We start from the raw sequence: 25,224 nt of genomic DNA, 5'->3' as shown, positions 1-25,224 counted from the left end.
GCAAAGATCACCTGGCGCCGATGAAGCAAGGCGTACAGAACCACTCCACAGGAGGACCCAGTGGCGAAGGCGAAGTTCGAGCGGACTAAGCCGCACGTCAACATCGGCACCATCGGTCACATCGACCACGGTAAGACGACCCTCACGGCCGCCATTACCAAGGTGCTGCACGACGCGTACCCCGACCTGAACGAGGCCTCGGCCTTCGACCAGATCGACAAGGCTCCCGAGGAGCGCCAGCGCGGTATCACCATCTCCATCGCGCACGTCGAGTACCAGACCGAGGCGCGCCACTACGCCCACGTCGACTGCCCCGGTCACGCGGACTACATCAAGAACATGATCACGGGTGCCGCGCAGATGGACGGCGCCATCCTCGTGGTCGCCGCCACCGACGGCCCGATGCCGCAGACCAAGGAGCACGTGCTCCTGGCCCGCCAGGTCGGCGTTCCGTACATCGTCGTCGCCCTGAACAAGGCCGACATGGTGGACGACGAGGAGATCCTGGAGCTCGTCGAGCTCGAGGTCCGTGAGCTCCTCTCCGAGTACGAGTTCCCGGGCGACGACCTTCCGGTCGTCAAGGTCTCGGCGCTCAAGGCGCTCGAGGGCGACGCCGAGTGGGGCAAGACCGTCCTCGACCTGATGAAGGCCGTCGACGAGAACATCCCGCAGCCCGAGCGTGACGTCGACAAGCCGTTCCTGATGCCGATCGAGGACGTCTTCACGATCACCGGTCGTGGCACCGTCGTCACCGGTCGTATCGAGCGTGGTGTCCTCAAGGTCAACGAGACCGTCGACATCGTGGGCATCAAGAACGAGAAGACCACCACCACGGTCACCGGCATCGAGATGTTCCGCAAGCTGCTCGACGAGGGCCAGGCCGGTGAGAACGTCGGTCTGCTGCTCCGCGGCATCAAGCGCGAGGACGTCGAGCGCGGCCAGGTCATCATCAAGCCCGGCTCGGTCACCCCGCACACCGAGTTCGAGGCCCAGGCCTACATCCTGTCGAAGGACGAGGGTGGCCGCCACACCCCGTTCTTCAACAACTACCGCCCGCAGTTCTACTTCCGTACGACGGACGTGACCGGCGTCGTGACCCTCCCCGAGGGCACCGAGATGGTCATGCCGGGTGACAACACCGAGATGAAGGTGGAGCTCATCCAGCCCGTCGCCATGGAGGAGGGCCTGAAGTTCGCCATCCGTGAGGGTGGCCGGACCGTCGGCGCCGGCCAGGTCACCAAGATCAACAAGTAAGTCCTCTTGCTTGTGGATCGGGGAGACCCGGTCGCTCTGAACTGAGCGCAGCAGGGGCCCCACCCGCCACTACGGCGGGTGGGGCCTCTTGCCGTTCCGGGCCCGCGCGGTGGCGGCCGCGCCGCTTGACAAGCAGCCCGATTGGCCTTCGCCCCGCCAGGTGTGGCACACTGTTCAGGTTGCTCGGTTGAGTGCCGATGCTGCGCGTCTCCCGCCGGGAGGACTGAAAGCGAGTCCCACAGTACTCGTCGCCCCATCTGCCGTTAGGCAGCGCTGTGGCGGACGTACGGGAATCTTTCGGGAAGTGCGGTGCGGTGGCTCGGCCAGGCGCCCGGTGGGTTTCTTCCCCCGGACCCGCGGTCATTCAGGGCCGCAGCCCCTAGCAGGGAATCCTTCGGGAGATCTGTGTGAGCGGGACTGCGACACGCCCGACCGCGTGGGTCGGATGGAAGTAGAAAAAAGGGCCTCCCGGGAGCCAGAGCGTTCGAGACAAAGGACTACTAAGTAGCCATGGCGGGACAGAAGATCCGCATCCGGCTCAAGGCCTACGACCACGAGGTCATCGACTCCTCGGCGAAGAAGATCGTCGAGACGGTGACGCGTACTGGTGCGTCGGTCGCGGGCCCGGTGCCGCTGCCCACTGAGAAGAACGTGTACTGCGTCATCAAGTCGCCGCACAAGTACAAGGACTCGCGCGAGCACTTCGAGATGCGCACGCACAAGCGCCTGATCGACATCCTCGACCCGACGCCCAAGACCGTTGACTCTCTGATGCGACTCGACCTCCCGGCCGGTGTCGACATCGAGATCAAGCTCTGAGGCCGGTGATCTGAAGATGAGCAAGCAGATCAAGGGCATCCTGGGCGAGAAGCTCGGCATGACGCAGGTGTGGGACGAGAACAACCGTGTTGTTCCGGTCACCGTCGTCAAGGCCGGCCCCAACGTCGTGACCCAGGTCCGTACGAACGACACCGACGGCTACGAGTCGGTCCAGATCGCCTTCGGCGAGATCGACCCGCGCAAGGTGAACAAGCCCCTCAAGGGCCACTTCGCCAAGGCCGACGTCACCCCCCGCCGCCACCTCGTCGAGCTCCGTACCGCTGACGCCAGCGCGTACACCCTCGGCCAGGAGATCACCGCCGAGGTGTTCGAGGCCGGCATCAAGGTCGACGTCACCGGCAAGAGCAAGGGCAAGGGCTTCGCCGGTGTCATGAAGCGCCACAACTTCGGTGGCCTCGGCTCCAGCCACGGCACCCAGCGCAAGCACCGCTCGCCCGGCTCCATCGGTGGCTGCGCCACCCCGGGTCGTGTGTTCAAGGGCCTCCGCATGGCGGGTCGCATGGGCAACGAGCGGGTCACCACCCAGAACCTGACCGTTCACGCCGTTGACGCGGAGAAGGGTCTGCTCCTCATCAAGGGAGCGGTGCCCGGTCCGAACGGCGGCCTCGTCCTGGTCCGTACCGCGGCCAAGGGGGCTTGAGGAACCGATGAGCACCATTGACATCCTTTCGCCGGCAGGCGACAAGGCCGGGACCGTCGAGCTCCCCGCGGAGATCTTCGACGTCGAGAAGATCAGCATCCCGCTGATCCACCAGGTCGTTGTCGCCCAGCTGGCCGCTGCCCGCCAGGGCACGCACAAGACCAAGACCCGTGGCGAAGTCCGCGGTGGTGGCAAGAAGCCGTACCGCCAGAAGGGCACCGGCCGCGCCCGTCAGGGTTCGACCCGCGCTCCGCAGTTCGCCGGCGGTGGCGTCGTCCACGGCCCCGTGCCGCGTGACTACTCGCAGCGGACCCCGAAGAAGATGAAGGCCGCGGCCCTGCGCCACGCCCTCACCGACCGGGCCCGCAACGCTCGCATCCACGTCGTCTCCGGCGTGATCGAGGGCGAGGCGCCGTCCACCAAGGCCGCGAAGAGCCTGCTCGGCAAGATCAGTGAGCGCAAGAACGTGCTCCTGGTCATCGAGCGCTCCGACGAGGCCGCGCTGCTGTCCGCGCGCAACCTGCCCCAGGTCCACATCCTGGAGCCGGGCCAGCTCAACACGTACGACGTTCTCGTCTCGGACGACGTGGTCTTCACCCAGGCCGCGCTCGAGTCCTTCGTGTCCGGCCCGAAGGCCGCCAATGACACCGAAGGGAGCGAGGTCTGATGGCCATCCGTCACCCCGCTATCGCCTCGAAGGCGGCCAAGGCCGCCAAGGCCGCGCGCGTCGCCAAGGCGCGTCGCCACGCCACCGAGGGCAAGAACACCGTTGAGACGCCGCTGAGCAAGAGCTTCACGGACCCCCGTGACGTCCTCGTCAAGCCGGTCGTCTCGGAGAAGAGCTACGCGCTGCTCGACGAGGGCAAGTACACCTTCGTCGTCGCGCCGGGCGCCAACAAGACCCAGATCAAGCAGGCCGTCGAGGCGGTCTTCTCGGTCAAGGTCACCGGCGTCAACACGCTCAACCGCCAGGGCAAGCGCAAGCGCACCCGCACCGGTTTCGGCAAGCGTGCCGACTCCAAGCGCGCGATCGTGACCCTCGCTGAGGGCGACCGTATCGACATCTTCGGCCAGGCCTCCTAACGGAGCGCCCTGGTCCGAATATCGGACGAGGACTGAGAAATGGGAATCCGCAAGTACAAGCCGACGACGCCGGGCCGCCGTGGCTCCTCCGTCGCCGACTTCGTCGAGGTCACGCGGTCCACGCCGGAGAAGTCGCTGGTCCGCCCGCTGCACAGCAAGGGCGGCCGTAACAACGCCGGTCGTGTGACCGTTCGCCACCAGGGTGGCGGACACAAGCGCGCCTACCGCGTGATCGACTTCCGTCGTCACGACAAGGACGGCGTGCCGGCGAAGGTCGCGCACATCGAGTACGACCCGAACCGCACCGCGCGCATCGCCCTGCTGCACTACGCAGACGGTGAGAAGCGCTACATCATCGCTCCGCGCGGCCTGTCGCAGGGTGACCGGATTGAGAACGGCCCCGGCGCCGACATCAAGCCCGGCAACAACCTCGCGCTGCGCAACATCCCGGTCGGTACCACGATCCACGCGATCGAGCTCCGTCCGGGCGGTGGCGCCAAGTTCGCCCGTTCCGCGGGTGCCTCCGTGCAGCTGCTGGCGAAGGAGGGCTCGATGGCCCACCTTCGTATGCCGTCCGGTGAGATCCGCCTGGTCGACGTGCGCTGCCGCGCCACGGTCGGCGAGGTCGGCAACGCCGAGCAGTCGAACATCAACTGGGGCAAGGCCGGCCGTATGCGCTGGAAGGGCGTTCGCCCGACCGTGCGCGGTGTCGTAATGAACCCGGTTGACCACCCCCACGGTGGTGGCGAGGGCAAGACCTCGGGTGGCCGTCACCCGGTGTCGCCCTGGGGCAAGAAGGAAATGCGTACTCGTGATCGCAACAAGGCGAGCAACAAGTACATCGTCCGCCGCCGCAAGACGAACAAGAAGCGCTAAGGACGGGTTGAGATGCCTCGTAGTCTGAAGAAGGGGCCCTTCGTCGACGACCACCTTGTCAAGAAGGTGGACGCCCAGAACGAAGCCGGCACCAAGAACGTCATCAAGACCTGGTCCCGCCGCTCGATGATCGTCCCGGCGATGCTCGGCCACACGATCGCGGTGCACAACGGCAAGACCCACATCCCGGTGTTCGTCACCGAGTCGATGGTCGGCCACAAGCTCGGCGAGTTCTCGCCGACCCGCACCTTCCGCGGCCACGTCAAGGACGACCGCAAGTCGAAGCGCCGCTAAGCGGGGTGTGAACGACTGTGACTAACACCGAAGGGACAACCATGGAAGCCAGGGCCCAGGCGCGGTACATCCGCGTCACGCCCATGAAGGCCCGCCGCGTGGTGGACCTCATCCGTGGCATGGATGCCACGGAGGCTCAGGCGGTCCTGCGTTTCGCCCCGCAGGCCGCGAGCGTGCCGGTTGGCAAGGTGCTGGACAGCGCCATCGCCAACGCTGCACACAACTACGACCACTCGGACGCCTCTTCGCTGTTCATCAGCGAGGCGTTTGTGGACGAGGGCCCGACCCTGAAGCGGTTCCGTCCGCGCGCCCAGGGCCGTGCCTACCGGATCCGTAAGCGGACCAGCCACATCACCGTGGTCGTCAGCAGCAAGGAAGGAACCCGGTAATGGGCCAGAAGGTAAACCCGCACGGGTTCCGGCTCGGTGTCACCACGGACTTCAAGTCCCGCTGGTACGCCGACAAGCTGTACAAGGACTACGTCAAGGAAGACGTCGCCATCCGTCGGATGATGACGTCCGGCATGGAGCGCGCCGGCATCTCGAAGGTGGAGATCGAGCGCACCCGTGACCGCGTGCGTGTGGACATCCACACCGCTCGTCCCGGCATCGTCATCGGCCGCCGTGGCGCCGAGGCCGACCGCATCCGCGGTGACCTCGAGAAGCTCACGGGCAAGCAGGTCCAGCTGAACATCCTCGAGGTCAAGAACCCCGAGACGGACGCTCAGCTCGTGGCCCAGGCCGTCGCGGAGCAGCTGTCCTCCCGCGTCTCCTTCCGCCGTGCCATGCGCAAGAGCATGCAGTCGGCGATGAAGGCGGGCGCCAAGGGCATCAAGATCCAGTGCGGTGGCCGTCTCGGCGGCGCCGAGATGTCCCGCTCGGAGTTCTACCGCGAGGGCCGCGTGCCCCTGCACACGCTCCGCGCGAACGTGGACTACGGCTTCTTCGAGGCCAAGACGACCTTCGGCCGCATCGGCGTGAAGGTCTGGATCTACAAGGGCGACGTCAAGAACATCGCCGAGGTCCGTGCCGAGAACGCCGCCGCCCGCGCCGGCAACCGCCCGGCCCGTGGCGGCGGCAACGACCGCCCGGCCCGCGGTGGCCGCGGTGGCGAGCGCGGCGGTCGCGGTCGCAAGCCGCAGCAGTCGGCTCCGGCCGCCGAGGCCCCCAAGGCCGAGGCTCCCGCCGCCGCTCCGGCTGAGGCGGGGACCTCTTCTACCGGCGGAACGGAGGCCTGACCGACATGCTGATCCCCCGTAGGGTCAAGCACCGCAAGCAGCACCACCCGAAGCGTCGTGGTCAGGCCAAGGGCGGTACGACGGTCGCGTTCGGCGAGTACGGCATTCAGGCCCTCACGCCGGCGTACGTGACCAACCGCCAGATCGAGGCGGCTCGTATCGCGATGACCCGCCACATCAAGCGTGGCGGCAAGGTCTGGATCAACATCTACCCGGACCGCCCGCTGACCAAGAAGCCTGCCGAGACCCGCATGGGTTCCGGTAAGGGTTCGCCCGAGTGGTGGGTCGCGAACGTTCACCCGGGTCGGGTGATGTTCGAGCTGTCCTTCCCGAACGAGAAGATTGCTCGTGAGGCGCTTACCCGCGCTGCTCACAAGCTTCCGATGAAGTGCCGCATCGTCCGGCGCGAGGCAGGTGAGTCGTGATGTCGGCCGGAACCAAGGCGTCCGAGCTGCGCGAGCTGGGCAACGAGGAGCTCCTCAACAAGCTCCGCGAGGCCAAGGAAGAGCTGTTCAACCTCCGCTTCCAGGCGGCGACGGGACAGCTCGAGAACCACGGCCGGCTGAAGGCCGTCCGCAAGGACATCGCGCGGATCTACACCCTGATGCGTGAGCGCGAGCTGGGCATCGAGACGGTGGAGAGCGCCTGATGAGCGAGAGCAGCAACGTGACTGAAGAGACGAAGGCCGCGCGCGGCTTCCGCAAGACCCGCCAGGGTCTTGTCGTCAGCGACAAGATGGACAAGACCGTCGTCGTCGCCGTCGAGGACCGCGTGACGCACGCGCTGTACGGCAAGGTCATCCGCCGTACGAACAAGCTCAAGGCGCACGACGAGCAGAACGCCGCCGGTGTCGGCGACCGCGTCCTCCTGATGGAGACCCGGCCGCTGTCCGCCACGAAGCGCTGGCGCGTCGTCGAGATCCTCGAGAAGGCCAAGTAGGTAATTCCCGCAAGGGGATTCCATAGTTCCGTCCGAGGGGGTTTCCCCTCGGATCAGTTCCGCCAGGCTCGGCAGGGGCCGCCCCGCGAGGGACGAGCCCCTGCCGGGAACCGGCAGACACACAGGAGATAGACGTGATCCAGCAGGAGTCGCGACTTCGTGTCGCCGACAACACGGGTGCGAAGGAAATCCTCACCATCCGTGTTCTCGGTGGCTCCGGTCGCCGCTACGCGGGCATCGGTGACGTCATCGTCGCCACCGTCAAGGATGCGATCCCCGGTGGCAACGTGAAGAAGGGTGACGTCGTCAAGGCGGTCATCGTTCGCACCGTCAAGGAGCGCCGCCGTCCGGACGGCTCGTACATCCGCTTCGACGAGAACGCCGCCGTCATTCTGAAGAACGACGGCGACCCTCGCGGCACCCGTATCTTCGGCCCGGTCGGCCGTGAGCTGCGCGAGAAGAAGTTCATGAAGATCATCTCGCTCGCGCCGGAGGTGCTGTAAGCATGAAGATCAAGAAGGGTGATCTGGTTCAGGTCATCACCGGCAAGGACAAGGGCAAGCAGGGCAAGGTCATTGCCGCTTACCCGCGCGAGGAGCGCGTCCTGGTCGAGGGTGTCAACCGGGTCAAGAAGCACACGAAGGCCGGCCCGACCGCCAGCGGCTCGCAGGCCGGCGGCATCGTGACCACCGAGGCCCCCGTCCACGTCTCCAACGTCCAGCTGGTCGTGGAGAAGGACGGCAACAAGGTCGTCACGCGCGTCGGTTACCGCTTCGACGACGAGGGCAACAAGATCCGCGTTGCCAAGCGGACGGGTGAGGACATCTGATGACGACCACCACCACTCCGCGTCTCAAGACGAAGTACCGCGACGAGATCAAGGCGAAGCTGCAGGAAGAGTTCTCGTACGAGAACGTCATGCAGATCCCCGGCCTCGTCAAGATCGTGGTGAACATGGGTGTCGGCGACGCCGCCCGTGACTCCAAGCTCATGGACGGTGCCGTCCGTGACCTGACCACGATCACCGGTCAGAAGCCGGCCATCACCAAGGCCCGGAAGTCCATCGCGCAGTTCAAGCTGCGTGAGGGTCAGCCGATCGGTGCCCACGTCACGCTCCGTGGCGACCGCATGTGGGAGTTCCTGGACCGCACCCTGTCGCTCGCGCTGCCGCGCATCCGCGACTTCCGTGGTCTGTCCCCCAAGCAGTTCGACGGCCGTGGCAACTACACCTTCGGTCTCACGGAGCAGGTCATGTTCCACGAGATCGACCAGGACAAGATCGACCGTGTCCGGGGTATGGACATCACCGTGGTCACCACGGCGACCAACGACGCTGAGGGCCGGGCGCTCCTTCGTCACCTCGGCTTCCCGTTCAAGGAGGCGTGAGCGAGATGGCGAAGAAGGCTCTGATTGCCAAGGCTGCTCGTAAGCCCAAGTTCGGTGTGCGTGCGTACACCCGCTGCCAGCGCTGCGGCCGCCCGCACTCCGTGTACCGCAAGTTCGGCCTGTGCCGCGTGTGCCTTCGTGAGATGGCTCACCGTGGCGAGCTGCCGGGCGTGACCAAGAGCTCCTGGTAGTCCAGTACTGCCCTTCGGGCGTACGGATGTCCAGAAGCTCTCGGTAAGTATCCGGTCGGCAGGAGCCCGACACCGCATGCCGTAGGCTTGTGGGGTTGGGCGCCTGCCGCCCTGACCGACTTACTACGCCGTAGGTCCCCGCACCGCACCCGTCCCGCTTCCATGCGGGGAGAGGGATGGCGCATACAGGAAACCCCGGCGAGAGAGGCCGAAGGCCAATTCATGACCATGACTGATCCGATCGCAGACATGCTTACGCGTCTGCGGAACGCGAACTCGGCGTACCACGACACCGTGGCGATGCCGCACAGCAAGATCAAGTCGCACATCGCGGAGATCCTCCAGCAGGAGGGCTTCATCACGGGCTGGAAGGTCGAGGACGCCGAGGTCGGCAAGAACCTCGTTCTCGAGCTCAAGTTCGGGCCGAACCGTGAGCGCTCCATCGCGGGCATCAAGCGGATCTCGAAGCCCGGTCTGCGCGTGTACGCGAAGTCCACCAACCTGCCGAAGGTGCTCGGCGGCCTGGGCGTGGCCATCATCTCCACGTCGCACGGTCTGCTCACCGGCCAGCAGGCGGGCAAGAAGGGCGTGGGTGGGGAAGTCCTCGCCTACGTCTGGTAGCGGAAGGGAACGGAGGAAACAGCTATGTCGCGTATTGGCAAGCTCCCCATCACGGTTCCCGCCGGCGTGGACGTCACCATCGACGGCCAGACGGTCCAGGTGAAGGGCCCCAAGGGTGCCCTGAGCCACACGGTCGTCGCACCGATCGAGATCGCCAAGGGTGAGGACGGCGTGCTCAGCGTCACCCGCCCCAACGACGAGCGTCAGAACAAGGCCCTGCACGGCCTGTCCCGCACGCTGGTGGCGAACATGATCACCGGCGTGACCCAGGGTTACGTGAAGAAGCTCGAGATCAGCGGTGTCGGTTACCGCGTCCTGGCGAAGGGCTCCAACCTGGAGTTCTCGCTCGGCTACAGCCACCCGATCCTGATCGAGGCGCCCGAGGGCATCTCGTTCAAGGTCGAGTCGCCGACCAAGTTCTCGGTCGAGGGCATCGACAAGCAGAAGGTCGGCGAGGTTGCGGCCAACATCCGCAAGCTGCGCAAGCCCGACCCGTACAAGGCCAAGGGCGTCAAGTACGAAGGCGAAGTCATCCGCCGCAAGGTCGGAAAGGCGGGTAAGTAAGCCATGGCATACGGTGTCAAGATTGCTAAGGGCGACGCTTACAAGCGTGCTGCCATCAAGCGGCGTCACATCCGTATCCGGAAGCACATCTCCGGTACGGCTGAGCGTCCGCGCCTGGTCGTGACGCGCTCCAACCGCAACATCGTCGCTCAGGTGATCGACGACGTGAAGGGTCACACCCTCGCGTCGGCGTCCACCCTGGACGCTTCGATCCGCGGTGGCGAGGGCGACAAGTCCGCGCAGGCCAAGTCGGTCGGTACCCTGGTCGCTGAGCGCGCCAAGGCCGCCGGTGTCGAGGCCGTCGTGTTCGACCGTGGTGGTAACCAGTACGCCGGGCGCATCGCCGCCCTGGCGGACGCCGCCCGCGAAGCCGGACTCAAGTTCTGAGTCGTCCGTCGCGCAGCGGCTGTTGTCGCTGCGTAGCTAGCGGAAACAGAGAGAGGTAATTCCAATGGCTGGACCCCAGCGCCGCGGTGGCGGTGCCGGTGGCGGCGAGCGGCGGGACCGGAAGGGTCGCGACGGTGGCGCAGCCGCCGCCGAGAAGACCGCGTACGTTGAGCGCGTTGTCGCGATCAACCGCGTCGCCAAGGTTGTGAAGGGTGGTCGTCGCTTCAGCTTCACCGCGCTGGTCGTGGTGGGCGACGGTGACGGCACCGTGGGTGTCGGTTACGGCAAGGCCAAGGAGGTGCCGGCCGCCATCGCCAAGGGTGTGGAGGAGGCCAAGAAGCACTTCTTCAAGGTCCCCCGTATCCAGGGCACCATCCCGCACCCCATCCAGGGTGAGAAGGCCGCGGGCGTCGTCCTGCTGAAGCCTGCTTCCCCCGGTACCGGTGTTATCGCCGGTGGCCCGGTGCGTGCCGTGCTCGAGTGCGCCGGCGTCCACGACATCCTGTCGAAGTCCCTGGGCTCCGACAACGCGATCAACATCGTGCACGCGACCGTGGCGGCCCTCAAGGGTTTGCAGCGTCCCGAGGAGATCGCGGCTCGCCGTGGTCTGCCGCTCGAGGACGTCGCCCCCGCGGCCCTGCTGCGTGCGCGTGCGGGAGCGGGTGCGTAATCATGGCTCAGCTCAAGATCACGCAGACGAAGTCGTACATCGGCAGCAAGCAGAACCACCGTGACACCCTGCGCTCCCTTGGCCTCAAGGGCATCAACACGCAGGTCGTCAAGGAGGACCGCCCCGAGTTCCGCGGAATGGTGCAGACCGTCCGCCACCTCGTGACGGTCGAGGAGGTCGACTGATCATGGCGGAGAACAACCCGCTCAAGATCCACAACCTCCGTCCCGCCCCCGGCGCCAAGACCGCGAAGACCCGTGTGGGTCGCGGTGAGGCGTCCAAGGGTAAGACGGCCGGTCGTGGTACCAAGGGCACCAAGGCTCGTTACCAGGTTCCGGAGCGCTTCGAGGGCGGGCAGATGCCCCTCCACATGCGTCTCCCGAAGCTGAAGGGCTTCAAGAACCCGTTCAAGACCGAGTACCAGGTCGTCAACCTGGACAAGCTCACCTCCCTCTACCCCGAGGGTGGCGAGGTCACGGTGGCCGACCTGGTCGCCAAGGGCGCCGTTCGCAAGAACAGCCTTGTCAAGGTCCTCGGCCAGGGCGAGGTCACCGTGGCGTTGCAGGTGACGGTTGACGCCGTCTCCGGCTCCGCCAAGGAGAAGATCACCGCCGCCGGCGGTACCGTCACCGAGCTCGTCTGAATTTCCCAGGCGTCTCGATGACTTGAGCGATCCCGACCGGGGATGCCCCACAAAAGGGGCATCCCCGGTTGGTCGTTCCAAGGGGGGCATGGTCGCCGGTAAGGTGGCGTGCACTGTTAACTTTCCGCGCGGTCTGTCCTCGCGACAGGGCGTGCGGTCTTGCCTGTTACGTACTTATCCGTCGGACTCACCACCGTCACCTCTGACGCAGTAGCGCGGGGGTCGCAGGAGGCACCGTGCTCACCGCGTTCGCCCGGGCGTTCAAGACGCCCGACCTGCGCAAGAAGCTGCTCTTCACGCTCGGGATCATCGTGATCTACCGGCTCGGGACGCATGTCCCGATTCCCGGTATCGACTACAAGAACGTCCAGACCTGCATCGACGCGGCCAACGCCAACCAGGGCCTGTTCGGTCTGGTCAACATGTTCAGCGGCGGCGCGCTCCTGCAGATCACGATCTTCGCGCTCGGCATCATGCCGTACATCACGGCGAGCATCATCCTGCAGCTGTTGACCGTGGTGATCCCGCGCCTCGAGGCCCTCAAGAAGGAGGGCCAGGCCGGCACGGCGAAGATCACGCAGTACACGCGCTATCTGACCATCGCGCTCGCGATCCTTCAGGGCACCGGCCTCGTCGCCACGGCCCGCACCGGCACCCTGTTCCAGGGCTGCCCGGTGGCCTCGGAGATCGTGCCGGACCAGTCGATCTTCGTCACCATCACCATGGTCATCACCATGACCGCCGGTACCGCCTGCGTGATGTGGCTCGGTGAGCTCATCACCGACCGCGGCATCGGCAACGGCATGTCGATCCTGATGTTCATCTCGATCGCCGCCACCTTCCCCGCCGCTCTGTGGGGCATCAAGAAGCAGGGTGATCTGGCCGGTGGCTGGATCGAGTTCAGCACCGTCATCCTGGTCGGTCTGTTCATGGTCGGCCTGGTCGTCTTCGTCGAGCAGGCACAGCGCCGCATCCCGGTGCAGTACGCGAAGCGGATGATCGGCCGCAGGTCCTACGGCGGTACGTCGACCTACATTCCGCTGAAGGTCAACCAGGCGGGCATCATCCCTGTGATCTTCGCCTCGTCGCTGCTCTACATCCCGGCCCTGGTCGCCCAGTTCGCGGGTGGACAGTCCGGGTGGAAGACCTGGATCGAGCAGAACCTCACCAAGGGTGACCACCCGATTTACATCGTCACCTACTTCGTACTCATCGTCTTCTTCGCCTTCTTCTACGTCGCGATCTCCTTCAACCCGGAGGAAGTCGCCGACAACATGAAGAAGTATGGTGGCTTCATCCCGGGCATCCGGGCTGGCCGACCGACCGCTGAGTACCTGAGCTACGTGCTCAATCGGATCACCTGGCCGGGCTCGCTGTATCTGGGTCTGATCGCTCTCGTGCCAACGATGGCGTTGGTGGGCTTCGGGGCCAACCAGAACTTCCCGTTCGGCGGGACGAGCATCCTGATCATCGTGGGTGTGGGTCTGGAGACCGTGAAGCAGATCGAGAGCCAGCTCCAGCAGCGCAACTACGAAGGGTTCCTCCGCTGATGCGAATCGTCCTAGTCGGGCCGCCCGGTGCCGGCAAGGGAACGCAGGCCGCGTTCCTTGCCAAGAACCTGTCGATCCCGCACATCTCCACGGGCGACCTCTTCAGGGCCAACATCAGCCAGGGCACGGACCTCGGCAAGCAGGCGAAGGCGTACATGGACGCCGGCAACCTGGTGCCCGACGAGGTGACCATCGGCATGGCCCAGGACCGCATGCACCAGCCGGACGCCGAGAACGGCTTCCTCCTCGACGGCTTCCCGCGCAACGTCTCGCAGGCCGAGGCCCTCGACGAGGCGCTGAAGGCCGAGGGGCAGAAGCTGGACGCGGTCCTCGACCTGGAAGTCCCCGAGGACGAGGTCGTCAAGCGCATCGCGGGCCGCCGCATCTGCCGCAATGACTCGAGCCACGTCTTCCACGTGACGTACAGCGCGCCGGAGCAGGAAGGTGTCTGCGACGTCTGCGGCGGCGAGCTGTACCAGCGCGAGGACGACAAGGAAGAGACCGTCCGCAAGCGGCTCGACGTGTACCACCGCGAGACCGAGCCGATCATCGACCACTACAAGGCCCAGGGCCTGGTGGTCACGATCTCCGCGCTCGGCAAGGTCGACGAGGTCACGCAGCGCGCGATGGCGGCGCTCTCGGGCGAGAACGCCTGACGGCAGCGCACGCTCACGGCTGGGCCGCGGTACCCCCGGGCGGGGTGCCGCGGCCCAGCCGCGTGGTGTGCCGTCGCCGGGAGCGCGAGGGTCCGGCTCGGCCGTATCGTTGTGGATGCTCCCCACACATGTCGTACTCGTAGGTTCAGAAAGGCTCAGGCCCGCGCATGGTGCAGATCAAGACTCCCGAGCAGATCGCCAAGATGCGGGCGGCGGGGCTTGTCGTCGCCGCGATCCATCAGGCCACCCGCGCGGCGGCCGTGCCGGGCGCCACCACCAAGGATCTGGACGACGTGGCCCGCAAGGTGCTCGCGGAGCACGGCGCCAAGTCCAACTTCCTCGGTTACGGCGGTTTCCCCGCGACCATCTGCACCTCGAAGAACGAGGTCGTGGTCCATGGCATCCCCGGTGCGGACGTGGTCCTCCAGGACGGCGACATCATCTCGATCGACGCCGGTGCGATCGTCGACGGCTGGCACGGCGACGCGGCGTTCACCGCCTTCGTGGGCAGCGGGCACGCTCCGGAGCTGATCGAGCTGTCCCGGGTGACCGAGGAGTCGATGTGGGCCGGGATCGCGGCCATGAAGCTCGGCAACCGCCTCGTCGACATCTCCCGCGCCATCGAGACCTACATCCGCCGCCAGCCCCGCCCGGCCCGCGGCAAGTACGGGATCATCGAGGACTACGGCGGCCACGGCATCGGCACCGAGATGCACATGGACCCCCACCTCCTGAACTATGTGGAACGCCGCCGCGGCCGCGGCCCCAAGCTGGTCCCCGGCTTCTGCCTGGCCATCGAGCCGATGGTCTCCCTCGGCACCGCCAAGACCGAGGTGCTCCAGGACGACTGGACGGTCATCACCACGGACGGCACCTGGTCGTCGCACTGGGAGCACTCGGTGGCCCTCACGGAGCAGGGTCCGCTGGTCCTCACCGCCCCCGACGGCGGTAAGGCGAAGCTGGCGGAGTACGGGATCACGGCGGCGCCGGATCCGCTGGGCTGAGTATCCCGTCCGTCTGCTTAAGGATCTCCGTTGCCGGGCAGTCATACCCGATTCGTCTTTCCGAGTGCACTGACGTAGACTGACGCGTCGGCTCTCGTGCATTCGCATGTCTGCGTATCGCTCACGGAGTCGATCAAGGTAGTCGATTCGAAGGGCGAAGCGTGGCCAAGAAGCAAGGTGCCATCGAGATCGAAGGCACTGTCGTCGAGTCTCTTCCGAACGCCATGTTCAAGGTGGAGCTCCAGAACGGCCACCAGGTCCTGGCACACATCAGCGGCAAGATGCGCATGCACTACATCCGCATCCTCCCTGACGACCGGGTCGTGGTGGAGCTGTCTCCGTACGACCTGACGCGTGGCCGGATCGTCTACCGGTACAAGTAGATCTTGCCCGCACCCCGCTCCGGCGGGGTGGTGGCACTGACCCGGAGAACCTCACCAATGAAGGTCAAGCCGAGCGTCAAGAAGATCTGCGACAAGTGCAGGGTGATCCGCCGTCACGGCCGGGTCATGATCATTTGCGACAACCCGCGCCACAAGCAGCGCCAGGGCTGACGCACGTACTGCACCCCGCAGATTTTCGCGCGACGCACGTAAAAGCACATACGCAGGACCCGTCCCTCTTCAGGTCCACCAGGTAATGGAGGGCGACACCCCCGGTCGGAGGCCGGGGACCCAGGACGTACCAACCCTTTTCCGGGGAAGCCGGGAAAAGGGGACGGCGGCTGGGAGCGGTTCTGCTGAAGACCTCCGAAGAATCACAGGAGCCATGAATGGCACGCGTTGAAGGTGTTGACCTCCCGCGCGACAAGCGCATCGAGGTCGCGCTCACGTACGTGTTCGGCATCGGCCGGACGCTGTCCCAGCAGACCCTGGACGCCACCGGCGTCGACCGCAACACCCGTGTTCGCGACCTGTCCGAAGAGGACCTGGTCAAGATCCGCGAGTTCGTCGACCAGAACATCAAGACCGAGGGTGACCTCCGTCGCGAGATCCAGGCCGACATCCGTCGCAAGGTCGAGATCGGCTGCTACCAGGGCCTGCGGCACCGCCGTGGCCTGCCGGTCCGCGGTCAGCGCACCAGCACCAACGCTCGCACCCGCAAGGGCCCGCGTCGCGCCATCGCCGGCAAGAAGAAGCCGGGCAAGAAGTAGTCCTCGCTCAGCGGTCTATCGACAGCTGACGCTGCAGGACCGACCACCTCCCGTAGGAGTTATAGATGCCCCCCAAGGGTCGTCAGGGCGCTGCCAAGAAGGTGCGCCGCAAGGAAAAGAAGAACGTCGCTCACGGCCACGCGCACATCAAGAGCACGTTCAACAACACGATCGTGTCCATCACGGACCCGACCGGCAACGTGATCTCCTGGGCCTCCGCCGGCCACGTCGGCTTCAAGGGCTCGCGCAAGTCCACCCCGTTCGCCGCGCAGATGGCCGCCGAGTCGGCCGCGCGCCGCGCGCAGGAGCACGGCATGCGCAAGGTCGACGTCTTCGTCAAGGGTCCCGGCTCCGGCCGTGAGACCGCGATCCGCTCCCTCCAGGCCACGGGCCTCGAGGTCGGTTCGATCCAGGACGTCACGCCGACGCCGCACAACGGCTGCCGTCCGCCCAAGCGCCGCCGCGTCTGACGCGTTGGTCGCGTCTGTCGCGCAGCGACTGCTTGTCTGAGGTTTCCGGGCGGTACGGCTCCTTCGGGTCGTATCGCCCGTACCCTTGTCATATCTCAGGGCGTCAAATAGCGGGCGCCCCTGACAGAAGGATCGCAACATGCTGATTGCTCAGCGTCCCTCGTTGACCGAAGAGGTCGTCGACGAGTTCCGCTCCCGGTTCGTCATCGAGCCGCTGGAGCCGGGCTTCGGCTACACCCTCGGCAACTCCCTCCGCCGGACGCTTCTGTCCTCGATCCCGGGTGCGGCCGTCACGTCCATCCGCATCGACGGTGTCCTGCACGAGTTCACCACCGTGCCGGGCGTCAAGGAAGACGTCACCGACCTCATCCTCAACATCAAGCAGCTGGTCGTCTCCTCGGAGCACGACGAGCCGGTCGTGATGTACCTGCGCAAGCAGGGCCCGGGTCTGGTCACCGCCGCCGACATCGCGCCCCCGGCCGGTGTCGAGGTGCACAACCCCGACCTCGTCCTCGCCACGCTCAACGGCAAGGGCAAGCTGGAGATGGAGCTGACCGTCGAGCGCGGTCGCGGCTACGTCTCCGCCGTGCAGAACAAGCAGGTCGGCCAGGAGATCGGCCGCATCCCGGTCGACTCGATCTACTCGCCGGTCCTCAAGGTCACGTACAAGGTCGAGGCCACGCGTGTCGAGCAGCGCACCGACTTCGACAAGCTGATCGTCGACGTCGAGACCAAGCAGGCCATGCGTCCGCGCGACGCCATGGCGTCCGCGGGCAAGACCCTGGTCGAGCTGTTCGGTCTCGCCCGCGAGCTGAACATCGACGCCGAGGGCATCGACATGGGTCCGTCCCCGACGGACGCCGCGCTCGCCGCCGATCTCGCCCTGCCGATCGAGGAGCTCGAGCTCACCGTTCGGTCGTACAACTGCCTCAAGCGTGAGGGCATCCACTCCGTGGGTGAGCTCGTCGCCCGCTCCGAGGCGGACCTCCTCGACATTCGCAACTTCGGTGCGAAGTCCATCGACGAGGTCAAGATGAAGCTCAACGGGATGGGTCTGGCCCTCAAGGACAGCCCGCCCGGATTCGACCCGACCGCCGCCGCTGACGCCTTCGGCGCCGACGACGACGCGGACGCCGGGTTCGTCGAGACCGAGCAGTACTGAGAGCTCGGGCCTCACGGTTCGACTGTGGCTGCGGACCGGCTTCGGCTGGTCGCGCAGCTCCCCGCGCCCCTTACGGGGCTCGGTCCGCTGACCCCGGTACCTGATACGGCCGGGGCAGACATCTAGGAGAAACACCATGCCGAAGCCCACCAAGGGTGCCCGTATGGGCGGCAGTGCCGCGCACCAGAAGCTGATGCTGGCGAACCTCGCCAAGGATCTCTTCGAGCACGGCCGCATCACCACCACCGAGGCCAAGGCCCGTCGTCTGCGTCCCTACGCGGAGCGTCTGGTCACCAAGGCGAAGAAGGGCGACCTTCACAACCGCCGCCAGGTCCTCTCGGTCATCTCGGACAAGAGCATCGTCCACACGCTCTTCACCGAGATCGGCCCGCGCTACGAGAACCGCCCGGGTGGCTACACCCGTATCACCAAGATCGGTAACCGCCGCGGCGACAACGCGCCCATGGCTGTCATCGAGCTGGTGGAGGCCCTGACCGTGGCCCAGGAGGCCACCGGTGAGGCCGAGGCGGCGACGAAGCGCGCCGTCAAGGAGGACTCCCTCAAGAAGGACGAGGCCGTCGAGGCCAAGCCCGACGAGGCTGCCGAGGCTCCGGCCGAGGAGTCGAAGGACGCGTAAGCGTTCTGCCGGAACCGCGTGTCGTCGGCTGCGGCCTGGTCGTGGCTCGTCGCGCAGTTCCCCGCGCCCCTTGAGGGCGCCGCGGGTCCGCCCTTAGGGGCGGGCCCGCTTTCGTCTGCCTGAGAGGATTGCGGTGTGAGTGAGGAAGTGGAGCCCGGGTTCGTCCGGGTGCGGCTCGACCTGAGCTACGACGGCAAGGACTTCTCCGGCTGGGCCAAGCAGCGCGGGGGACTGCGGACCGTCCAGGGCGAGATCGAGGACGCGCTGCGTACGGTGACGCGGTCCGAGGAGACGTACGAGCTGACCGTCGCCGGGCGCACCGACAGCGGGGTGCACGCCAGGGGTCAGGTGGCACACGTCGACCTGCCGGAGCGCGTGTGGGGCGAGCACCGGGAGAAGCTGCTGCGGCGGCTCGCGGGCCGGCTGCCGCACGATGTGCGGATCTGGCGGGTGGAGGAGGCACCCGCCGGGTTCAACGCCCGGTTCTCGGCGATCTGGCGGCGGTACGCCTACCGTGTCACCGACCACCCCGGCGGCGTCGACCCGCTGCTGCGCGGGCACGTCCTGTGGCACGACTGGGCGCTCGACATGGACGCCATGAACGCCGCCGCGCAGCCGCTGCTCGGGGAGCACGACTTCGCCGCGTACTGCAAGCGGCGCGAGGGCGCCACGACCATTCGTACGTTGCAGGAGCTGCGCTGGGAGCGGCGCGCCGACGGGATCCTGGAGGCGACGGTGCGGGCCGACGCCTTCTGCCACAACATGGTGCGGTCCCTCGTCGGGGCGATGCTGTTCGTGGGGGACGGGCACAGGGGCGCCGAGTGGCCGGGCAAGGTGCTCGCGGCCGGGGTGCGGGACTCGGCGGTGCATGTGGTGCGGCCGCACGGTCTGACGCTCGAAGAGGTCGGCTATCCGGCCGACGAGCTGCTGGGCGCGCGCAGCGTGGAGGCGCGCAACAAGCGGTCGCTGCCGGGGAGCGCCGATTCCGCGGGCTGCTGCTGACGGACCGGGGCGGCTGCCGCGGCTACTCCGGGTTGTTGACCGCCGCCGACGCCTGTGCCTCGCCGCGGCGGTTGATCTGGTGGAAGGTGAAGCGGGCGAGGTCGTCGCCGACCTCGTAGGCGTTCTTGTCCTTGGTGGTGACGTCCTTGCCGTTCAGGAAGCCGGTCGTCGTGAAGTACGCGTAGCGCCCGTACGCGTTGTACGTGCCGCGGCAGACCGTGGTGCGGCAGAACGGGTCCACGCCCTTGCCGGACAGCGACTTCACCAGGCCGTCGTCGGCCTGCTTCTTCGCCCGCAGGGCCTGGGCCTCGGTGTCGAAGACGGCGACGCCGACGGTGACCGCGATGCCCTTGCGGGCGTAGGTGGCGCGCAGCACCTCGGTGCACTTGTTCCTGGTCAGGACGGTGGCGAGCGCGGGCTGGGTGACGGAGGCGCACTTCTTGGTGCTGTCCGTGTCGCCCTTCTTGTAGACCCGCTCCCCGGAGGTCAGCCTGGTGCCGGGGAAGAAGGACTCGGGGCCGAGCGGCGCCCTGTCCTTCTTGGCGCTGGAGATGTAGTCCTTCGGGTCCGGCGGTGGCGGGGGCGTGGTCGCCTCGAAGGACGGCTCGGGGGCGGTGCTCGCGCCGGGGATGTCCGCGGTGGTGGGCAGCTCGCTCGCGGGCTTGTTGGAGGCCGTGGTGTCGTCGCTGTTCGCCGAGACCACCGCGACGGCCACGGCCGCGGCCACGCCGACCGTGGCGAGCGCGCCGCCGCCGATCAGCAGCCACTTGCGGCGGCGGGCACGTGCCTCGGACGCCTCGGCGAGCGCCGCCCAGTCGGGGGTCTGCGAGCCCCCCGGACCCCAGGGGGGTCCCCCTTGCCCAAAGCTCATGGGGCGCATCTTAGACGGGGCGAGGGGGATGTTGAGCCCGGTCCCGGGGCCCTTCTCGGCCTAGCCTGAGCCGCATGGATTCGGGTGAAACCGGTAAAAACCTCTCTCCTTCCGGCTCCGGTCCCACCGGGTGGCTGCTGCGGCCCGCCGGATGGCACGCGTGGGCCGTCCTCGGCGTCGTCCTCGGTGCGGCGGCCCTGCGGATCGCGTACCGGGTGCCGGACGGCGGCATGGACAACGCGATCGTGGTGCGGGCGGCGGAGGCCTGGCTGGACGGGCGATGCCCGTACGCCGACCGGCACTTCCTCTATCTGCCGGGGGCCGTGCTCGCCGCGGTGCCGCAGGCGGTGTTCCCGGACGCGGCGCGGGTGCTGGTGCCGGTGGGGGTGGTGGCGGCGCTCGCCGCGGGCTGGGCCTGTGCGCTGCGGATCCACGGCGTCGCCGCGCGCAGCCGCTTCGCGGTGTTCGGCCTGCTCGGGCTCGTCCTCGGGTTCGCGCCCTTCGTGCACCTGGTGGAGCTGGGGAACTGGACCGTGGCCTCGGCCCTCGCGCTGCCGCTCGCGCTGCTGTGCGTCTGCCGGGGGCGGTGGGGGGTCGCCGGGGCGGTCGTCGGGGCCGCGATCGCGGTGAAGCCGCTGCTCGTGCCGGTGCTGCTGCTCTTCGTCCTCGGCCGGCGGTGGGGGGCGCTGCTCGTGGCGGTGGCCGTGCCCGTGGTGGTCTCGGTGCTCGCGGCGCTCGTGCTGCCCGACCCCGGGGCCTTCTTCACGCGGACGCTGCCGTTCCTGCTGCGGGGCGACGACCGGTTCGTGCGGCTGTACGAGGCGTCGCCCGCGGCCGTGCTGCCGCGCGTCGGGGTGCCGCAAGGGGTGGCCACGCTGGTGTCCGTGGTGGGTGGTGGCGCCGGGGTCTGCTGTGCGTGGCTGCGGTGGCGGGCCGGGGGGCCTGCCGCGGGGCGGGTCGTGGAGACGTCGGTGGCGCTGATGCTGGCCGCGTTCCTGGTGTCGCGGCCCTCGTACGACCACTATCTGCTGGTCGTGCTGCCGTTGCTGCTCGCCGGGGGGCTCGGGCGGGGGGCGCCGGTGCGGGTGCCCTGGTTCTGGGTGGCGCTGGTGCCGCAGGTGCCGGGGTTCGTGTGGGTGGGGGTGGAGCTGTTGCCGCAGCGGGCCTTCAAGGACGCGGTCACCCTGTGCGTGCTGGCGGGGGTGGTGTTCTGGCGGTGTGCCTCCCGCCGGGGGGCGGTGGAGGTGCCTCCGGCTGTGCCGTCGCGCCGGCCCGGGGAGCGCTCCGCCGTCGACATCGCGGCTGGGTAGTGCATCGTTTTGACCCGTACGGGGCACGGCGGGTATTCTGCCTGTTCGTTATGTGTATTGGCTTTCTCATTCTCACGTGAGGGGCCCTTACACCGGCCCACCGGGCCGATGACCAGCGGCAGGACTCGGTTGCGTCACCGAGGTCCGCCAAGGCTGTCGTCCATCGTCCGAGGTGGCCTTGTCAGGACCCTTCCCGAGGTTCGAGCCGGACCGAGGGAAACCCCACCTCTGAAGAAGCGAAGGCTACGAACCGTGCGTACGTACAGCCCCAAGCCCGGCGATGTGACCCGCCAGTGGCACGTCATCGACGCCCAGGACGTCGTCCTGGGACGCCTGGCGACCACCGCAGCCAGCCTGCTGCGCGGCAAGCACAAGCCGATCTACGCGCCCCACGTTGACACCGGTGACTTCGTCATCATCATCAACGCCGACAAGGTGCACCTGTCCGGCAACAAGCGGACCCAGAAGATGGCGTACCGCCACTCCGGCTACCCGGGCGGCCTCCGCTCGGTCCGCTACGACGAGCTTCTCGACAAGAACCCCGAGAAGGCCGTCGAGAAGGCCGTCAAGGGCATGCTCCCGAAGAACACGCTGGGCCGTCAGATGCTCTCGAAGCTGAAGGTCTACAAGGGTGACCAGCACCCGCACGGCGCGCAGCAGCCGCAGCCGTTCGAGATCACCCAGGTCGCGCAGTAAGTCCGGCCACCCCCTAAGCCTGAAGAGAATCTGAGGAGCATCGTGGCCGAGACCACCCCTGAGCAGCCTGTCGACGAGACCGTCGACATCGAGCACTACACCACCGAGTCGGACGCGCCCGTCGAGGGCGAGTACACCTCGGAGTCCAACGCCGCGCGCTTCGGCGACCCGCAGCCGGCCGCCGGCCTCGGCCGTCGCAAGAACGCCATCGCCCGCGTCCGGATCGTCCCGGGCTCCGGCAAGTGGAAGATCAACGGGCGCACGCTCGAGGACTACTTCCCGAACAAGGTCCACCAGCAGGAAGTCAACGAGCCCTTCAAGGTGCTCGAGCTCGACGACCGCTACGACGTCATCGCCCGCATCGCGGGTGGCGGCGTGTCCGGCCAGGCCGGCGCCCTGCGCCTCGGTGTGGCCCGCGCCCTGAACGAGGCCGACGTGGACAACAACCGCGGCGCCCTCAAGAAGGCCGGCTTCCTCAAGCGCGACGACCGCGCGGTCGAGCGCAAGAAGGCCGGTCTCAAGAAGGCCCGCAAGGCCCCGCAGTACAGCAAGCGCTAGTCTTCGCTGCCTGCAGCACTTCCCGAACGCCCCGGCGGCACCCTGTGTGCTGTCGGGGCGTTCGTTTATCAGCACCCCGTGATCCGGGGTAGAAGTTCGACAGGCTGAGCGGCCGAGGGCCGCGCGGTGAAGGCGCAGACGTCACCGCGTCCGCAGGACCAGCCGACACTCAATGTTCGGAGGACACCAGTGGGACGACTCTTCGGCACGGACGGTGTGCGCGGTGTCGCCAACGCCGACCTGACGGCCGAGCTCGCGCTCGGGCTCTCGGTCGCCGCGGCGCACGTGCTAGCCGAAGCGGGCACCTTCGAGGGCCACCGTCCGACGGCGGTGGTCGGGCGTGACCCGCGGGCGTCCGGGGAGTTCCTGGAGGCCGCCGTGGTCGCGGGCCTCGCCAGCGCCGGCGTGGACGTCCTGCGCGTCGGCGTGCTGCCCACCCCCGCGGTGGCCCACCTCACCGGCGCCCTCGGCGCCGACCTCGGCGTGATGCTCTCCGCGAGCCACAACGCGATGCCCGACAACGGCATCAAGTTCTTCGCCCGCGGCGGCCACAAGCTCGCCGACGACCTCGAGGACCGCATCGAGGCCGAGTACGACAGCCAGTTCGTGCACCGCACCGCCGCCCCCTGGCAGCGCCCCACGGGTGCCGGTGTCGGCCGTGTCACGACGTACGACGAGGGCTTCGACCAGTACGTGGCCCACCTCATCGGCGTCCTGCCGGGCCGCCTCGACGGCATCAAGGTCGTCCTCGACGAGGCCCACGGCGCGGCCTCGCGTGTCTCGCCGGAGGCGTTCGCGCGGGCCGGTGCCGAGATCATCACGATCGGCGCCAAGCCGGACGGCCTCAACATCAACGACGGCTGCGGCTCCACCCACCTCGGCCTCCTGAAGGCCGCCGTCGTCGAGCACGGCGCCGACCTCGGCATCGCCCACGACGGCGACGCCGACCGCTGCCTCGCCGTGGACCACACCGGCGCCGAGGTCGACGGCGACCAGATCCTCGCCGTCCTCGCCCTCGCCCTGCGCGAGCGCGGTGCCCTGCGCCAGGACACCGTCGTCGCGACCGTCATGTCGAACCTCGGCTTCAAGCTGGCCATGGAGCGCGAGGGCCTGTCCCTCGTCCAGACGGCCGTCGGCGACCGGTACGTCCTGGAGTCGATGAAGGAGCACGGCTACGCTCTCGGCGGCGAGCAGTCCGGCCACGTCATCATCCTGGACCACGCCACCACCGGCGACGGCACCCTGACCGGTCTGCTGCTCGCGGCCCGCGTCGCCCAGACCGGCAAGCCGCTCGCCGAGCTGGCCGCCGTCATGGAGCGCCTGCCGCAGGTCCTCGTCAACGTCCCCGACGTCGACAAGTCCCGGGTGAACACCTCGCCCGAGCTGTCCGCGGCCGTCACCGAGGCCGAGCGCGAGCTCGGGGGCACCGGCCGGGTGCTGCTCAGGTCCTCGGGCACCGAGCCGCTGGTGCGCGTCATGGTGGAGGCCGCCGACATCGAGCAGGCCCGCTCGGTCGCCGGGCGCCTCGCCGACGTCGTGAAGTCCGCCCTCGGCTAGGGAGCCGCGCGTCTTCTCGCCGTACGGTCGCGCTGCCACGCCCAGAGCAGCTTCTGGGTGAGCAGCGTGAACGTACCGGCGAGGACGATGCCGAGCAGGTTCAGGAGCAGCTGCTCGGTGGAGCCCCAGGCCTGCCGGTACTCGCTGTAGGCGAAGGCGACCGCGGCGTTCGCCGCCGCGGGGACCGTCGTCACGGAGATCGCGACGCCCACCAGGGCGCCCGACTTCGCCGAGGTCAGCGAGAGGGTGCCGGCGGCGCCCGCGAGGACGGCCACGACGAAGGAGAACCAGTCGGGCCGGTAGATGAAGTTGGTGTTGGGGCGCTCGCCCTTGAGCTGGGCCCGGTGGAAGAGGTCCACCGCGTCCATCAGGAGGCTGAAGCCGACCGTCACCGCCATCGCCACCGCGAAGCCCACGACGAGGGCGGTCAGCGAGCGCAGCGCGAGCCGCGGCGCGCGCTGCACCACGGCCGTGCAGAAACCCGCGAGCGGACCGAACTCCGGGCCCACCGCCATCGCGCCGACGATCAGGATCGCGTTGTCCAGGACGACACCGCACGCGGCGATCATCGTGGCGAGCGTGATGAAGGCGACGTAGGTGACAGAGAGCGTGGACTCCTCGTGCGTCTCCTCCGCCAGGTGCTCCCACAGGACCGCGTCCGCGCCCTCGCCCGGCGCGTCGTCCTCCGCCTTGTCGGCCCGCTTCGACAGCGACAGGTCGATGTTCTCCAGGGCGATGGAGCCGTGCTCGTCGATCCTGAGCGCGCGCAGTCCGTCGATCAGCTCGTCGCCCGCCTCCCGGGCGACGTCGCACATCACGACGTCCCCGACGGGGTTGCGTGCCGCACCGGGCACCACGGCCAGATGCGCGGTGCCCGGCGTGCTCTCGATCAGGCGCACCACGTCGGCGGTGCTTCCCGCCGGGGTGATCAGGCGCAGATGCAGCATGAGCGCACCCTAACGCCGGTCCGGCC

The 25,224-nt window shown here is 67.7% G+C and carries 38 protein-coding genes; 36 read left to right on the top strand and 2 right to left on the bottom strand.

The features are described 5' to 3' along the window. The first annotated feature begins 60 nt into the window (after nt 1–60). From tuf to truA, 32 genes are all read left to right on the top strand, one after another. On the top strand, nt 61–1,254 hold the full coding sequence (tuf, locus tag ACH4DX_RS13565) for an elongation factor Tu (RefSeq protein ID WP_030567246.1): 1,194 nt from the start codon (nt 61–63) through the stop codon (nt 1,252–1,254). 510 nt (nt 1,255–1,764) lie between these two features. Next, nucleotides 1,765–2,073, top strand: a complete 309-nt coding sequence (gene rpsJ / locus ACH4DX_RS13560; RefSeq protein WP_003948644.1) for a 30S ribosomal protein S10 — start codon at nt 1,765–1,767, stop codon at nt 2,071–2,073. Nucleotides 2,074–2,089: 16 nt separating this feature from the next. After that, a complete protein-coding gene (rplC, locus tag ACH4DX_RS13555; protein WP_398155138.1) occupies nt 2,090–2,734 on the top strand; it encodes a 50S ribosomal protein L3 in 645 nt (214 codons plus the stop codon). Nucleotides 2,735–2,741: 7 nt separating this feature from the next. Continuing rightward, on the top strand, nt 2,742–3,401 hold the full coding sequence (rplD, locus tag ACH4DX_RS13550; protein ID WP_398122116.1) for a 50S ribosomal protein L4: 660 nt from the start codon (nt 2,742–2,744) through the stop codon (nt 3,399–3,401). After that, nucleotides 3,401–3,817: a 50S ribosomal protein L23 gene (gene rplW, locus ACH4DX_RS13545; RefSeq protein ID WP_058848119.1), complete on the top strand. Its 417-nt coding sequence runs from the start codon at nt 3,401–3,403 to the stop codon at nt 3,815–3,817. Before rplD ends, rplW begins: the two co-directional genes overlap by 1 nt. A gap of 39 nt (nt 3,818–3,856) precedes the next feature. After that, a complete protein-coding gene (gene rplB, locus ACH4DX_RS13540) occupies nt 3,857–4,693 on the top strand; it encodes a 50S ribosomal protein L2 (RefSeq protein WP_016645178.1) in 837 nt (278 codons plus the stop codon). A gap of 12 nt (nt 4,694–4,705) precedes the next feature. Continuing rightward, nucleotides 4,706–4,987, top strand: a complete 282-nt coding sequence (rpsS, locus tag ACH4DX_RS13535) for a 30S ribosomal protein S19 (protein ID WP_030567256.1) — start codon at nt 4,706–4,708, stop codon at nt 4,985–4,987. 41 nt (nt 4,988–5,028) lie between these two features. Further along, nucleotides 5,029–5,376, top strand: coding sequence for a 50S ribosomal protein L22 (rplV, locus tag ACH4DX_RS13530; protein ID WP_135332555.1), 348 nt, complete (start codon nt 5,029–5,031; stop codon nt 5,374–5,376). After that, on the top strand, nt 5,376–6,224 hold the full coding sequence (gene rpsC, locus ACH4DX_RS13525; RefSeq protein ID WP_398122115.1) for a 30S ribosomal protein S3: 849 nt from the start codon (nt 5,376–5,378) through the stop codon (nt 6,222–6,224). The genes rplV and rpsC overlap by 1 nt, the downstream gene beginning before the upstream one ends. A 5-nt stretch (nt 6,225–6,229) precedes the next feature. Continuing rightward, on the top strand, nt 6,230–6,649 hold the full coding sequence (gene rplP, locus ACH4DX_RS13520) for a 50S ribosomal protein L16 (RefSeq protein WP_398122114.1): 420 nt from the start codon (nt 6,230–6,232) through the stop codon (nt 6,647–6,649). Then, nucleotides 6,649–6,873 carry a 50S ribosomal protein L29 gene (gene rpmC / locus ACH4DX_RS13515; RefSeq protein ID WP_010036720.1) on the top strand — a complete coding sequence of 75 codons (225 nt, stop codon included), beginning with the start codon at nt 6,649–6,651 and terminating at the stop codon, nt 6,871–6,873. The genes rplP and rpmC overlap by 1 nt, the downstream gene beginning before the upstream one ends. Next, nucleotides 6,873–7,163 carry a 30S ribosomal protein S17 gene (gene rpsQ / locus ACH4DX_RS13510; RefSeq protein WP_030567265.1) on the top strand — a complete coding sequence of 97 codons (291 nt, stop codon included), beginning with the start codon at nt 6,873–6,875 and terminating at the stop codon, nt 7,161–7,163. Before rpmC ends, rpsQ begins: the two co-directional genes overlap by 1 nt. 134 nt (nt 7,164–7,297) lie before the next feature. Then, a complete protein-coding gene (gene rplN, locus ACH4DX_RS13505; protein ID WP_003974257.1) occupies nt 7,298–7,666 on the top strand; it encodes a 50S ribosomal protein L14 in 369 nt (122 codons plus the stop codon). A 2-nt stretch (nt 7,667–7,668) separates the two neighbouring features. Then, complete coding sequence (gene rplX, locus ACH4DX_RS13500) at nt 7,669–7,992, top strand: 50S ribosomal protein L24 (RefSeq protein ID WP_030685463.1); 324 nt, start codon at nt 7,669–7,671, stop codon at nt 7,990–7,992. Then, nucleotides 7,992–8,549, top strand: a complete 558-nt coding sequence (gene rplE, locus ACH4DX_RS13495) for a 50S ribosomal protein L5 (RefSeq protein WP_398122113.1) — start codon at nt 7,992–7,994, stop codon at nt 8,547–8,549. Before rplX ends, rplE begins: the two co-directional genes overlap by 1 nt. 5 nt (nt 8,550–8,554) lie before the next feature. Further along, the gene (locus tag ACH4DX_RS13490; RefSeq protein ID WP_003956452.1) at nt 8,555–8,740 is read left to right on the top strand and encodes a type Z 30S ribosomal protein S14; all 186 of its coding nucleotides are present in this window, start codon (nt 8,555–8,557) and stop codon (nt 8,738–8,740) included. Between the two features lie 222 nt (nt 8,741–8,962). Next, nucleotides 8,963–9,361: a 30S ribosomal protein S8 gene (gene rpsH / locus ACH4DX_RS13485; protein WP_018528360.1), complete on the top strand. Its 399-nt coding sequence runs from the start codon at nt 8,963–8,965 to the stop codon at nt 9,359–9,361. Between the two features lie 24 nt (nt 9,362–9,385). Continuing rightward, the gene (rplF, locus tag ACH4DX_RS13480; protein ID WP_398122112.1) at nt 9,386–9,925 is read left to right on the top strand and encodes a 50S ribosomal protein L6; all 540 of its coding nucleotides are present in this window, start codon (nt 9,386–9,388) and stop codon (nt 9,923–9,925) included. A 3-nt stretch (nt 9,926–9,928) separates the two neighbouring features. Further along, a complete protein-coding gene (gene rplR, locus ACH4DX_RS13475) occupies nt 9,929–10,312 on the top strand; it encodes a 50S ribosomal protein L18 (protein WP_398155137.1) in 384 nt (127 codons plus the stop codon). Between the two features lie 64 nt (nt 10,313–10,376). After that, the gene (gene rpsE, locus ACH4DX_RS13470; protein ID WP_016645168.1) at nt 10,377–10,982 is read left to right on the top strand and encodes a 30S ribosomal protein S5; all 606 of its coding nucleotides are present in this window, start codon (nt 10,377–10,379) and stop codon (nt 10,980–10,982) included. Between the two features lie 2 nt (nt 10,983–10,984). Then, complete coding sequence (gene rpmD, locus ACH4DX_RS13465) at nt 10,985–11,167, top strand: 50S ribosomal protein L30 (RefSeq protein ID WP_030567278.1); 183 nt, start codon at nt 10,985–10,987, stop codon at nt 11,165–11,167. A gap of 2 nt (nt 11,168–11,169) precedes the next feature. Then, nucleotides 11,170–11,625: a 50S ribosomal protein L15 gene (gene rplO / locus ACH4DX_RS13460; protein WP_398122111.1), complete on the top strand. Its 456-nt coding sequence runs from the start codon at nt 11,170–11,172 to the stop codon at nt 11,623–11,625. A 236-nt stretch (nt 11,626–11,861) separates the two neighbouring features. Then, complete coding sequence (gene secY / locus ACH4DX_RS13455) at nt 11,862–13,175, top strand: preprotein translocase subunit SecY (RefSeq protein WP_398122110.1); 1,314 nt, start codon at nt 11,862–11,864, stop codon at nt 13,173–13,175. Beyond that, complete coding sequence (locus ACH4DX_RS13450) at nt 13,175–13,831, top strand: adenylate kinase (protein ID WP_398122109.1); 657 nt, start codon at nt 13,175–13,177, stop codon at nt 13,829–13,831. Before secY ends, ACH4DX_RS13450 begins: the two co-directional genes overlap by 1 nt. A gap of 167 nt (nt 13,832–13,998) precedes the next feature. Next, nucleotides 13,999–14,835, top strand: coding sequence for a type I methionyl aminopeptidase (gene map, locus ACH4DX_RS13445; protein WP_398155136.1), 837 nt, complete (start codon nt 13,999–14,001; stop codon nt 14,833–14,835). Between the two features lie 161 nt (nt 14,836–14,996). Further along, nucleotides 14,997–15,218, top strand: a complete 222-nt coding sequence (gene infA, locus ACH4DX_RS13440; protein WP_003948620.1) for a translation initiation factor IF-1 — start codon at nt 14,997–14,999, stop codon at nt 15,216–15,218. 57 nt (nt 15,219–15,275) lie between these two features. After that, on the top strand, nt 15,276–15,389 hold the full coding sequence (gene rpmJ / locus ACH4DX_RS13435; protein ID WP_003948619.1) for a 50S ribosomal protein L36: 114 nt from the start codon (nt 15,276–15,278) through the stop codon (nt 15,387–15,389). A 218-nt stretch (nt 15,390–15,607) separates the two neighbouring features. Continuing rightward, the gene (rpsM, locus tag ACH4DX_RS13430) at nt 15,608–15,988 is read left to right on the top strand and encodes a 30S ribosomal protein S13 (protein ID WP_030567288.1); all 381 of its coding nucleotides are present in this window, start codon (nt 15,608–15,610) and stop codon (nt 15,986–15,988) included. A gap of 65 nt (nt 15,989–16,053) precedes the next feature. Next, nucleotides 16,054–16,458 carry a 30S ribosomal protein S11 gene (gene rpsK / locus ACH4DX_RS13425; RefSeq protein WP_003948617.1) on the top strand — a complete coding sequence of 135 codons (405 nt, stop codon included), beginning with the start codon at nt 16,054–16,056 and terminating at the stop codon, nt 16,456–16,458. Between the two features lie 139 nt (nt 16,459–16,597). Continuing rightward, complete coding sequence (locus ACH4DX_RS13420; RefSeq protein ID WP_016645160.1) at nt 16,598–17,620, top strand: DNA-directed RNA polymerase subunit alpha; 1,023 nt, start codon at nt 16,598–16,600, stop codon at nt 17,618–17,620. A gap of 136 nt (nt 17,621–17,756) precedes the next feature. After that, a complete protein-coding gene (gene rplQ / locus ACH4DX_RS13415) occupies nt 17,757–18,257 on the top strand; it encodes a 50S ribosomal protein L17 (RefSeq protein WP_398122107.1) in 501 nt (166 codons plus the stop codon). Between the two features lie 135 nt (nt 18,258–18,392). After that, nucleotides 18,393–19,259, top strand: a complete 867-nt coding sequence (gene truA / locus ACH4DX_RS13410; protein ID WP_398155135.1) for a tRNA pseudouridine(38-40) synthase TruA — start codon at nt 18,393–18,395, stop codon at nt 19,257–19,259. Nucleotides 19,260–19,281: 22 nt separating this feature from the next. Here the strand turns inward: truA and ACH4DX_RS13405 are convergent, their stop codons facing one another. Beyond that, the gene (locus ACH4DX_RS13405; protein WP_398122105.1) at nt 19,282–20,130 is read right to left on the bottom strand and encodes a hypothetical protein; all 849 of its coding nucleotides are present in this window, start codon (nt 20,128–20,130) and stop codon (nt 19,282–19,284) included. Nucleotides 20,131–20,204: 74 nt separating this feature from the next. On the opposite strand from ACH4DX_RS13405, the gene ACH4DX_RS13400 reads away from it, so the two are divergent. The 4 genes from ACH4DX_RS13400 (at nt 20,205) to glmM (ending at nt 24,251) form a co-directional block, all read left to right on the top strand. After that, complete coding sequence (locus ACH4DX_RS13400; protein ID WP_398155134.1) at nt 20,205–21,440, top strand: glycosyltransferase 87 family protein; 1,236 nt, start codon at nt 20,205–20,207, stop codon at nt 21,438–21,440. A 252-nt stretch (nt 21,441–21,692) separates the two neighbouring features. Further along, on the top strand, nt 21,693–22,136 hold the full coding sequence (rplM, locus tag ACH4DX_RS13395) for a 50S ribosomal protein L13 (RefSeq protein ID WP_030567298.1): 444 nt from the start codon (nt 21,693–21,695) through the stop codon (nt 22,134–22,136). A gap of 42 nt (nt 22,137–22,178) precedes the next feature. Then, nucleotides 22,179–22,694, top strand: coding sequence for a 30S ribosomal protein S9 (gene rpsI, locus ACH4DX_RS13390; RefSeq protein ID WP_030567300.1), 516 nt, complete (start codon nt 22,179–22,181; stop codon nt 22,692–22,694). 189 nt (nt 22,695–22,883) lie between these two features. Further along, a complete protein-coding gene (gene glmM / locus ACH4DX_RS13385) occupies nt 22,884–24,251 on the top strand; it encodes a phosphoglucosamine mutase (protein WP_398122103.1) in 1,368 nt (455 codons plus the stop codon). On the opposite strand, the gene ACH4DX_RS13380 is transcribed toward glmM, so the two are convergent. Next, nucleotides 24,248–25,198 carry a DUF389 domain-containing protein gene (locus ACH4DX_RS13380; RefSeq protein WP_398122102.1) on the bottom strand — a complete coding sequence of 317 codons (951 nt, stop codon included), beginning with the start codon at nt 25,196–25,198 and terminating at the stop codon, nt 24,248–24,250. The two genes, glmM and ACH4DX_RS13380, sit on opposite strands and share 4 nt — an antisense overlap. Nucleotides 25,199–25,224: the final 26 nt, after the last annotated feature.

This window comes from Streptomyces sp. NPDC017940 (assembly GCF_044328435.1).
In the GTDB taxonomy this organism is placed as follows: domain Bacteria; phylum Actinomycetota; class Actinomycetes; order Streptomycetales; family Streptomycetaceae; genus Streptomyces.
The sequence above is the reverse complement of the archived record's forward strand: the minus strand, read 5'-3'. Positions and strand labels throughout refer to the sequence as shown.

Bases quoted from the DNA above. Each gene is read 5' to 3' on its own strand.
- rpsJ (WP_003948644.1), top strand. From the start codon at position 1,765: ATGGCGGGACAGAAGATCCGCATCCGGCTCAAGGCCTACGACCACGAG.
- rplC (WP_398155138.1), top strand. From the start codon at position 2,090: ATGAGCAAGCAGATCAAGGGCATCCTGGGCGAGAAGCTCGGCATGACG.
- rplD (WP_398122116.1), top strand. From the start codon at position 2,742: ATGAGCACCATTGACATCCTTTCGCCGGCAGGCGACAAGGCCGGGACC.
- rplW (WP_058848119.1), top strand. From the start codon at position 3,401: ATGGCCATCCGTCACCCCGCTATCGCCTCGAAGGCGGCCAAGGCCGCC.
- rplB (WP_016645178.1), top strand. From the start codon at position 3,857: ATGGGAATCCGCAAGTACAAGCCGACGACGCCGGGCCGCCGTGGCTCC.
- rpsS (WP_030567256.1), top strand. From the start codon at position 4,706: ATGCCTCGTAGTCTGAAGAAGGGGCCCTTCGTCGACGACCACCTTGTC.
- rplV (WP_135332555.1), top strand. From the start codon at position 5,029: ATGGAAGCCAGGGCCCAGGCGCGGTACATCCGCGTCACGCCCATGAAG.
- rpsC (WP_398122115.1), top strand. From the start codon at position 5,376: ATGGGCCAGAAGGTAAACCCGCACGGGTTCCGGCTCGGTGTCACCACG.
- rplP (WP_398122114.1), top strand. From the start codon at position 6,230: ATGCTGATCCCCCGTAGGGTCAAGCACCGCAAGCAGCACCACCCGAAG.
- rpmC (WP_010036720.1), top strand. From the start codon at position 6,649: ATGTCGGCCGGAACCAAGGCGTCCGAGCTGCGCGAGCTGGGCAACGAG.
- rpsQ (WP_030567265.1), top strand. From the start codon at position 6,873: ATGAGCGAGAGCAGCAACGTGACTGAAGAGACGAAGGCCGCGCGCGGC.
- rplX (WP_030685463.1), top strand. From the start codon at position 7,669: ATGAAGATCAAGAAGGGTGATCTGGTTCAGGTCATCACCGGCAAGGAC.
- rplE (WP_398122113.1), top strand. From the start codon at position 7,992: ATGACGACCACCACCACTCCGCGTCTCAAGACGAAGTACCGCGACGAG.
- ACH4DX_RS13490 (WP_003956452.1), top strand. From the start codon at position 8,555: ATGGCGAAGAAGGCTCTGATTGCCAAGGCTGCTCGTAAGCCCAAGTTC.
- rpsH (WP_018528360.1), top strand. From the start codon at position 8,963: ATGACCATGACTGATCCGATCGCAGACATGCTTACGCGTCTGCGGAAC.
- rplF (WP_398122112.1), top strand. From the start codon at position 9,386: ATGTCGCGTATTGGCAAGCTCCCCATCACGGTTCCCGCCGGCGTGGAC.
- rplR (WP_398155137.1), top strand. From the start codon at position 9,929: ATGGCATACGGTGTCAAGATTGCTAAGGGCGACGCTTACAAGCGTGCT.
- rpsE (WP_016645168.1), top strand. From the start codon at position 10,377: ATGGCTGGACCCCAGCGCCGCGGTGGCGGTGCCGGTGGCGGCGAGCGG.
- rpmD (WP_030567278.1), top strand. From the start codon at position 10,985: ATGGCTCAGCTCAAGATCACGCAGACGAAGTCGTACATCGGCAGCAAG.
- rplO (WP_398122111.1), top strand. From the start codon at position 11,170: ATGGCGGAGAACAACCCGCTCAAGATCCACAACCTCCGTCCCGCCCCC.
- ACH4DX_RS13450 (WP_398122109.1), top strand. From the start codon at position 13,175: ATGCGAATCGTCCTAGTCGGGCCGCCCGGTGCCGGCAAGGGAACGCAG.
- map (WP_398155136.1), top strand. From the start codon at position 13,999: ATGGTGCAGATCAAGACTCCCGAGCAGATCGCCAAGATGCGGGCGGCG.
- rpmJ (WP_003948619.1), top strand. From the start codon at position 15,276: ATGAAGGTCAAGCCGAGCGTCAAGAAGATCTGCGACAAGTGCAGGGTG.
- rpsM (WP_030567288.1), top strand. From the start codon at position 15,608: ATGGCACGCGTTGAAGGTGTTGACCTCCCGCGCGACAAGCGCATCGAG.
- rpsK (WP_003948617.1), top strand. From the start codon at position 16,054: ATGCCCCCCAAGGGTCGTCAGGGCGCTGCCAAGAAGGTGCGCCGCAAG.
- ACH4DX_RS13420 (WP_016645160.1), top strand. From the start codon at position 16,598: ATGCTGATTGCTCAGCGTCCCTCGTTGACCGAAGAGGTCGTCGACGAG.
- rplQ (WP_398122107.1), top strand. From the start codon at position 17,757: ATGCCGAAGCCCACCAAGGGTGCCCGTATGGGCGGCAGTGCCGCGCAC.
- ACH4DX_RS13405 (WP_398122105.1), bottom strand. From the start codon at position 20,130: ATGAGCTTTGGGCAAGGGGGACCCCCCTGGGGTCCGGGGGGCTCGCAG.
- ACH4DX_RS13400 (WP_398155134.1), top strand. From the start codon at position 20,205: ATGGATTCGGGTGAAACCGGTAAAAACCTCTCTCCTTCCGGCTCCGGT.
- ACH4DX_RS13380 (WP_398122102.1), bottom strand. From the start codon at position 25,198: ATGCTGCATCTGCGCCTGATCACCCCGGCGGGAAGCACCGCCGACGTG.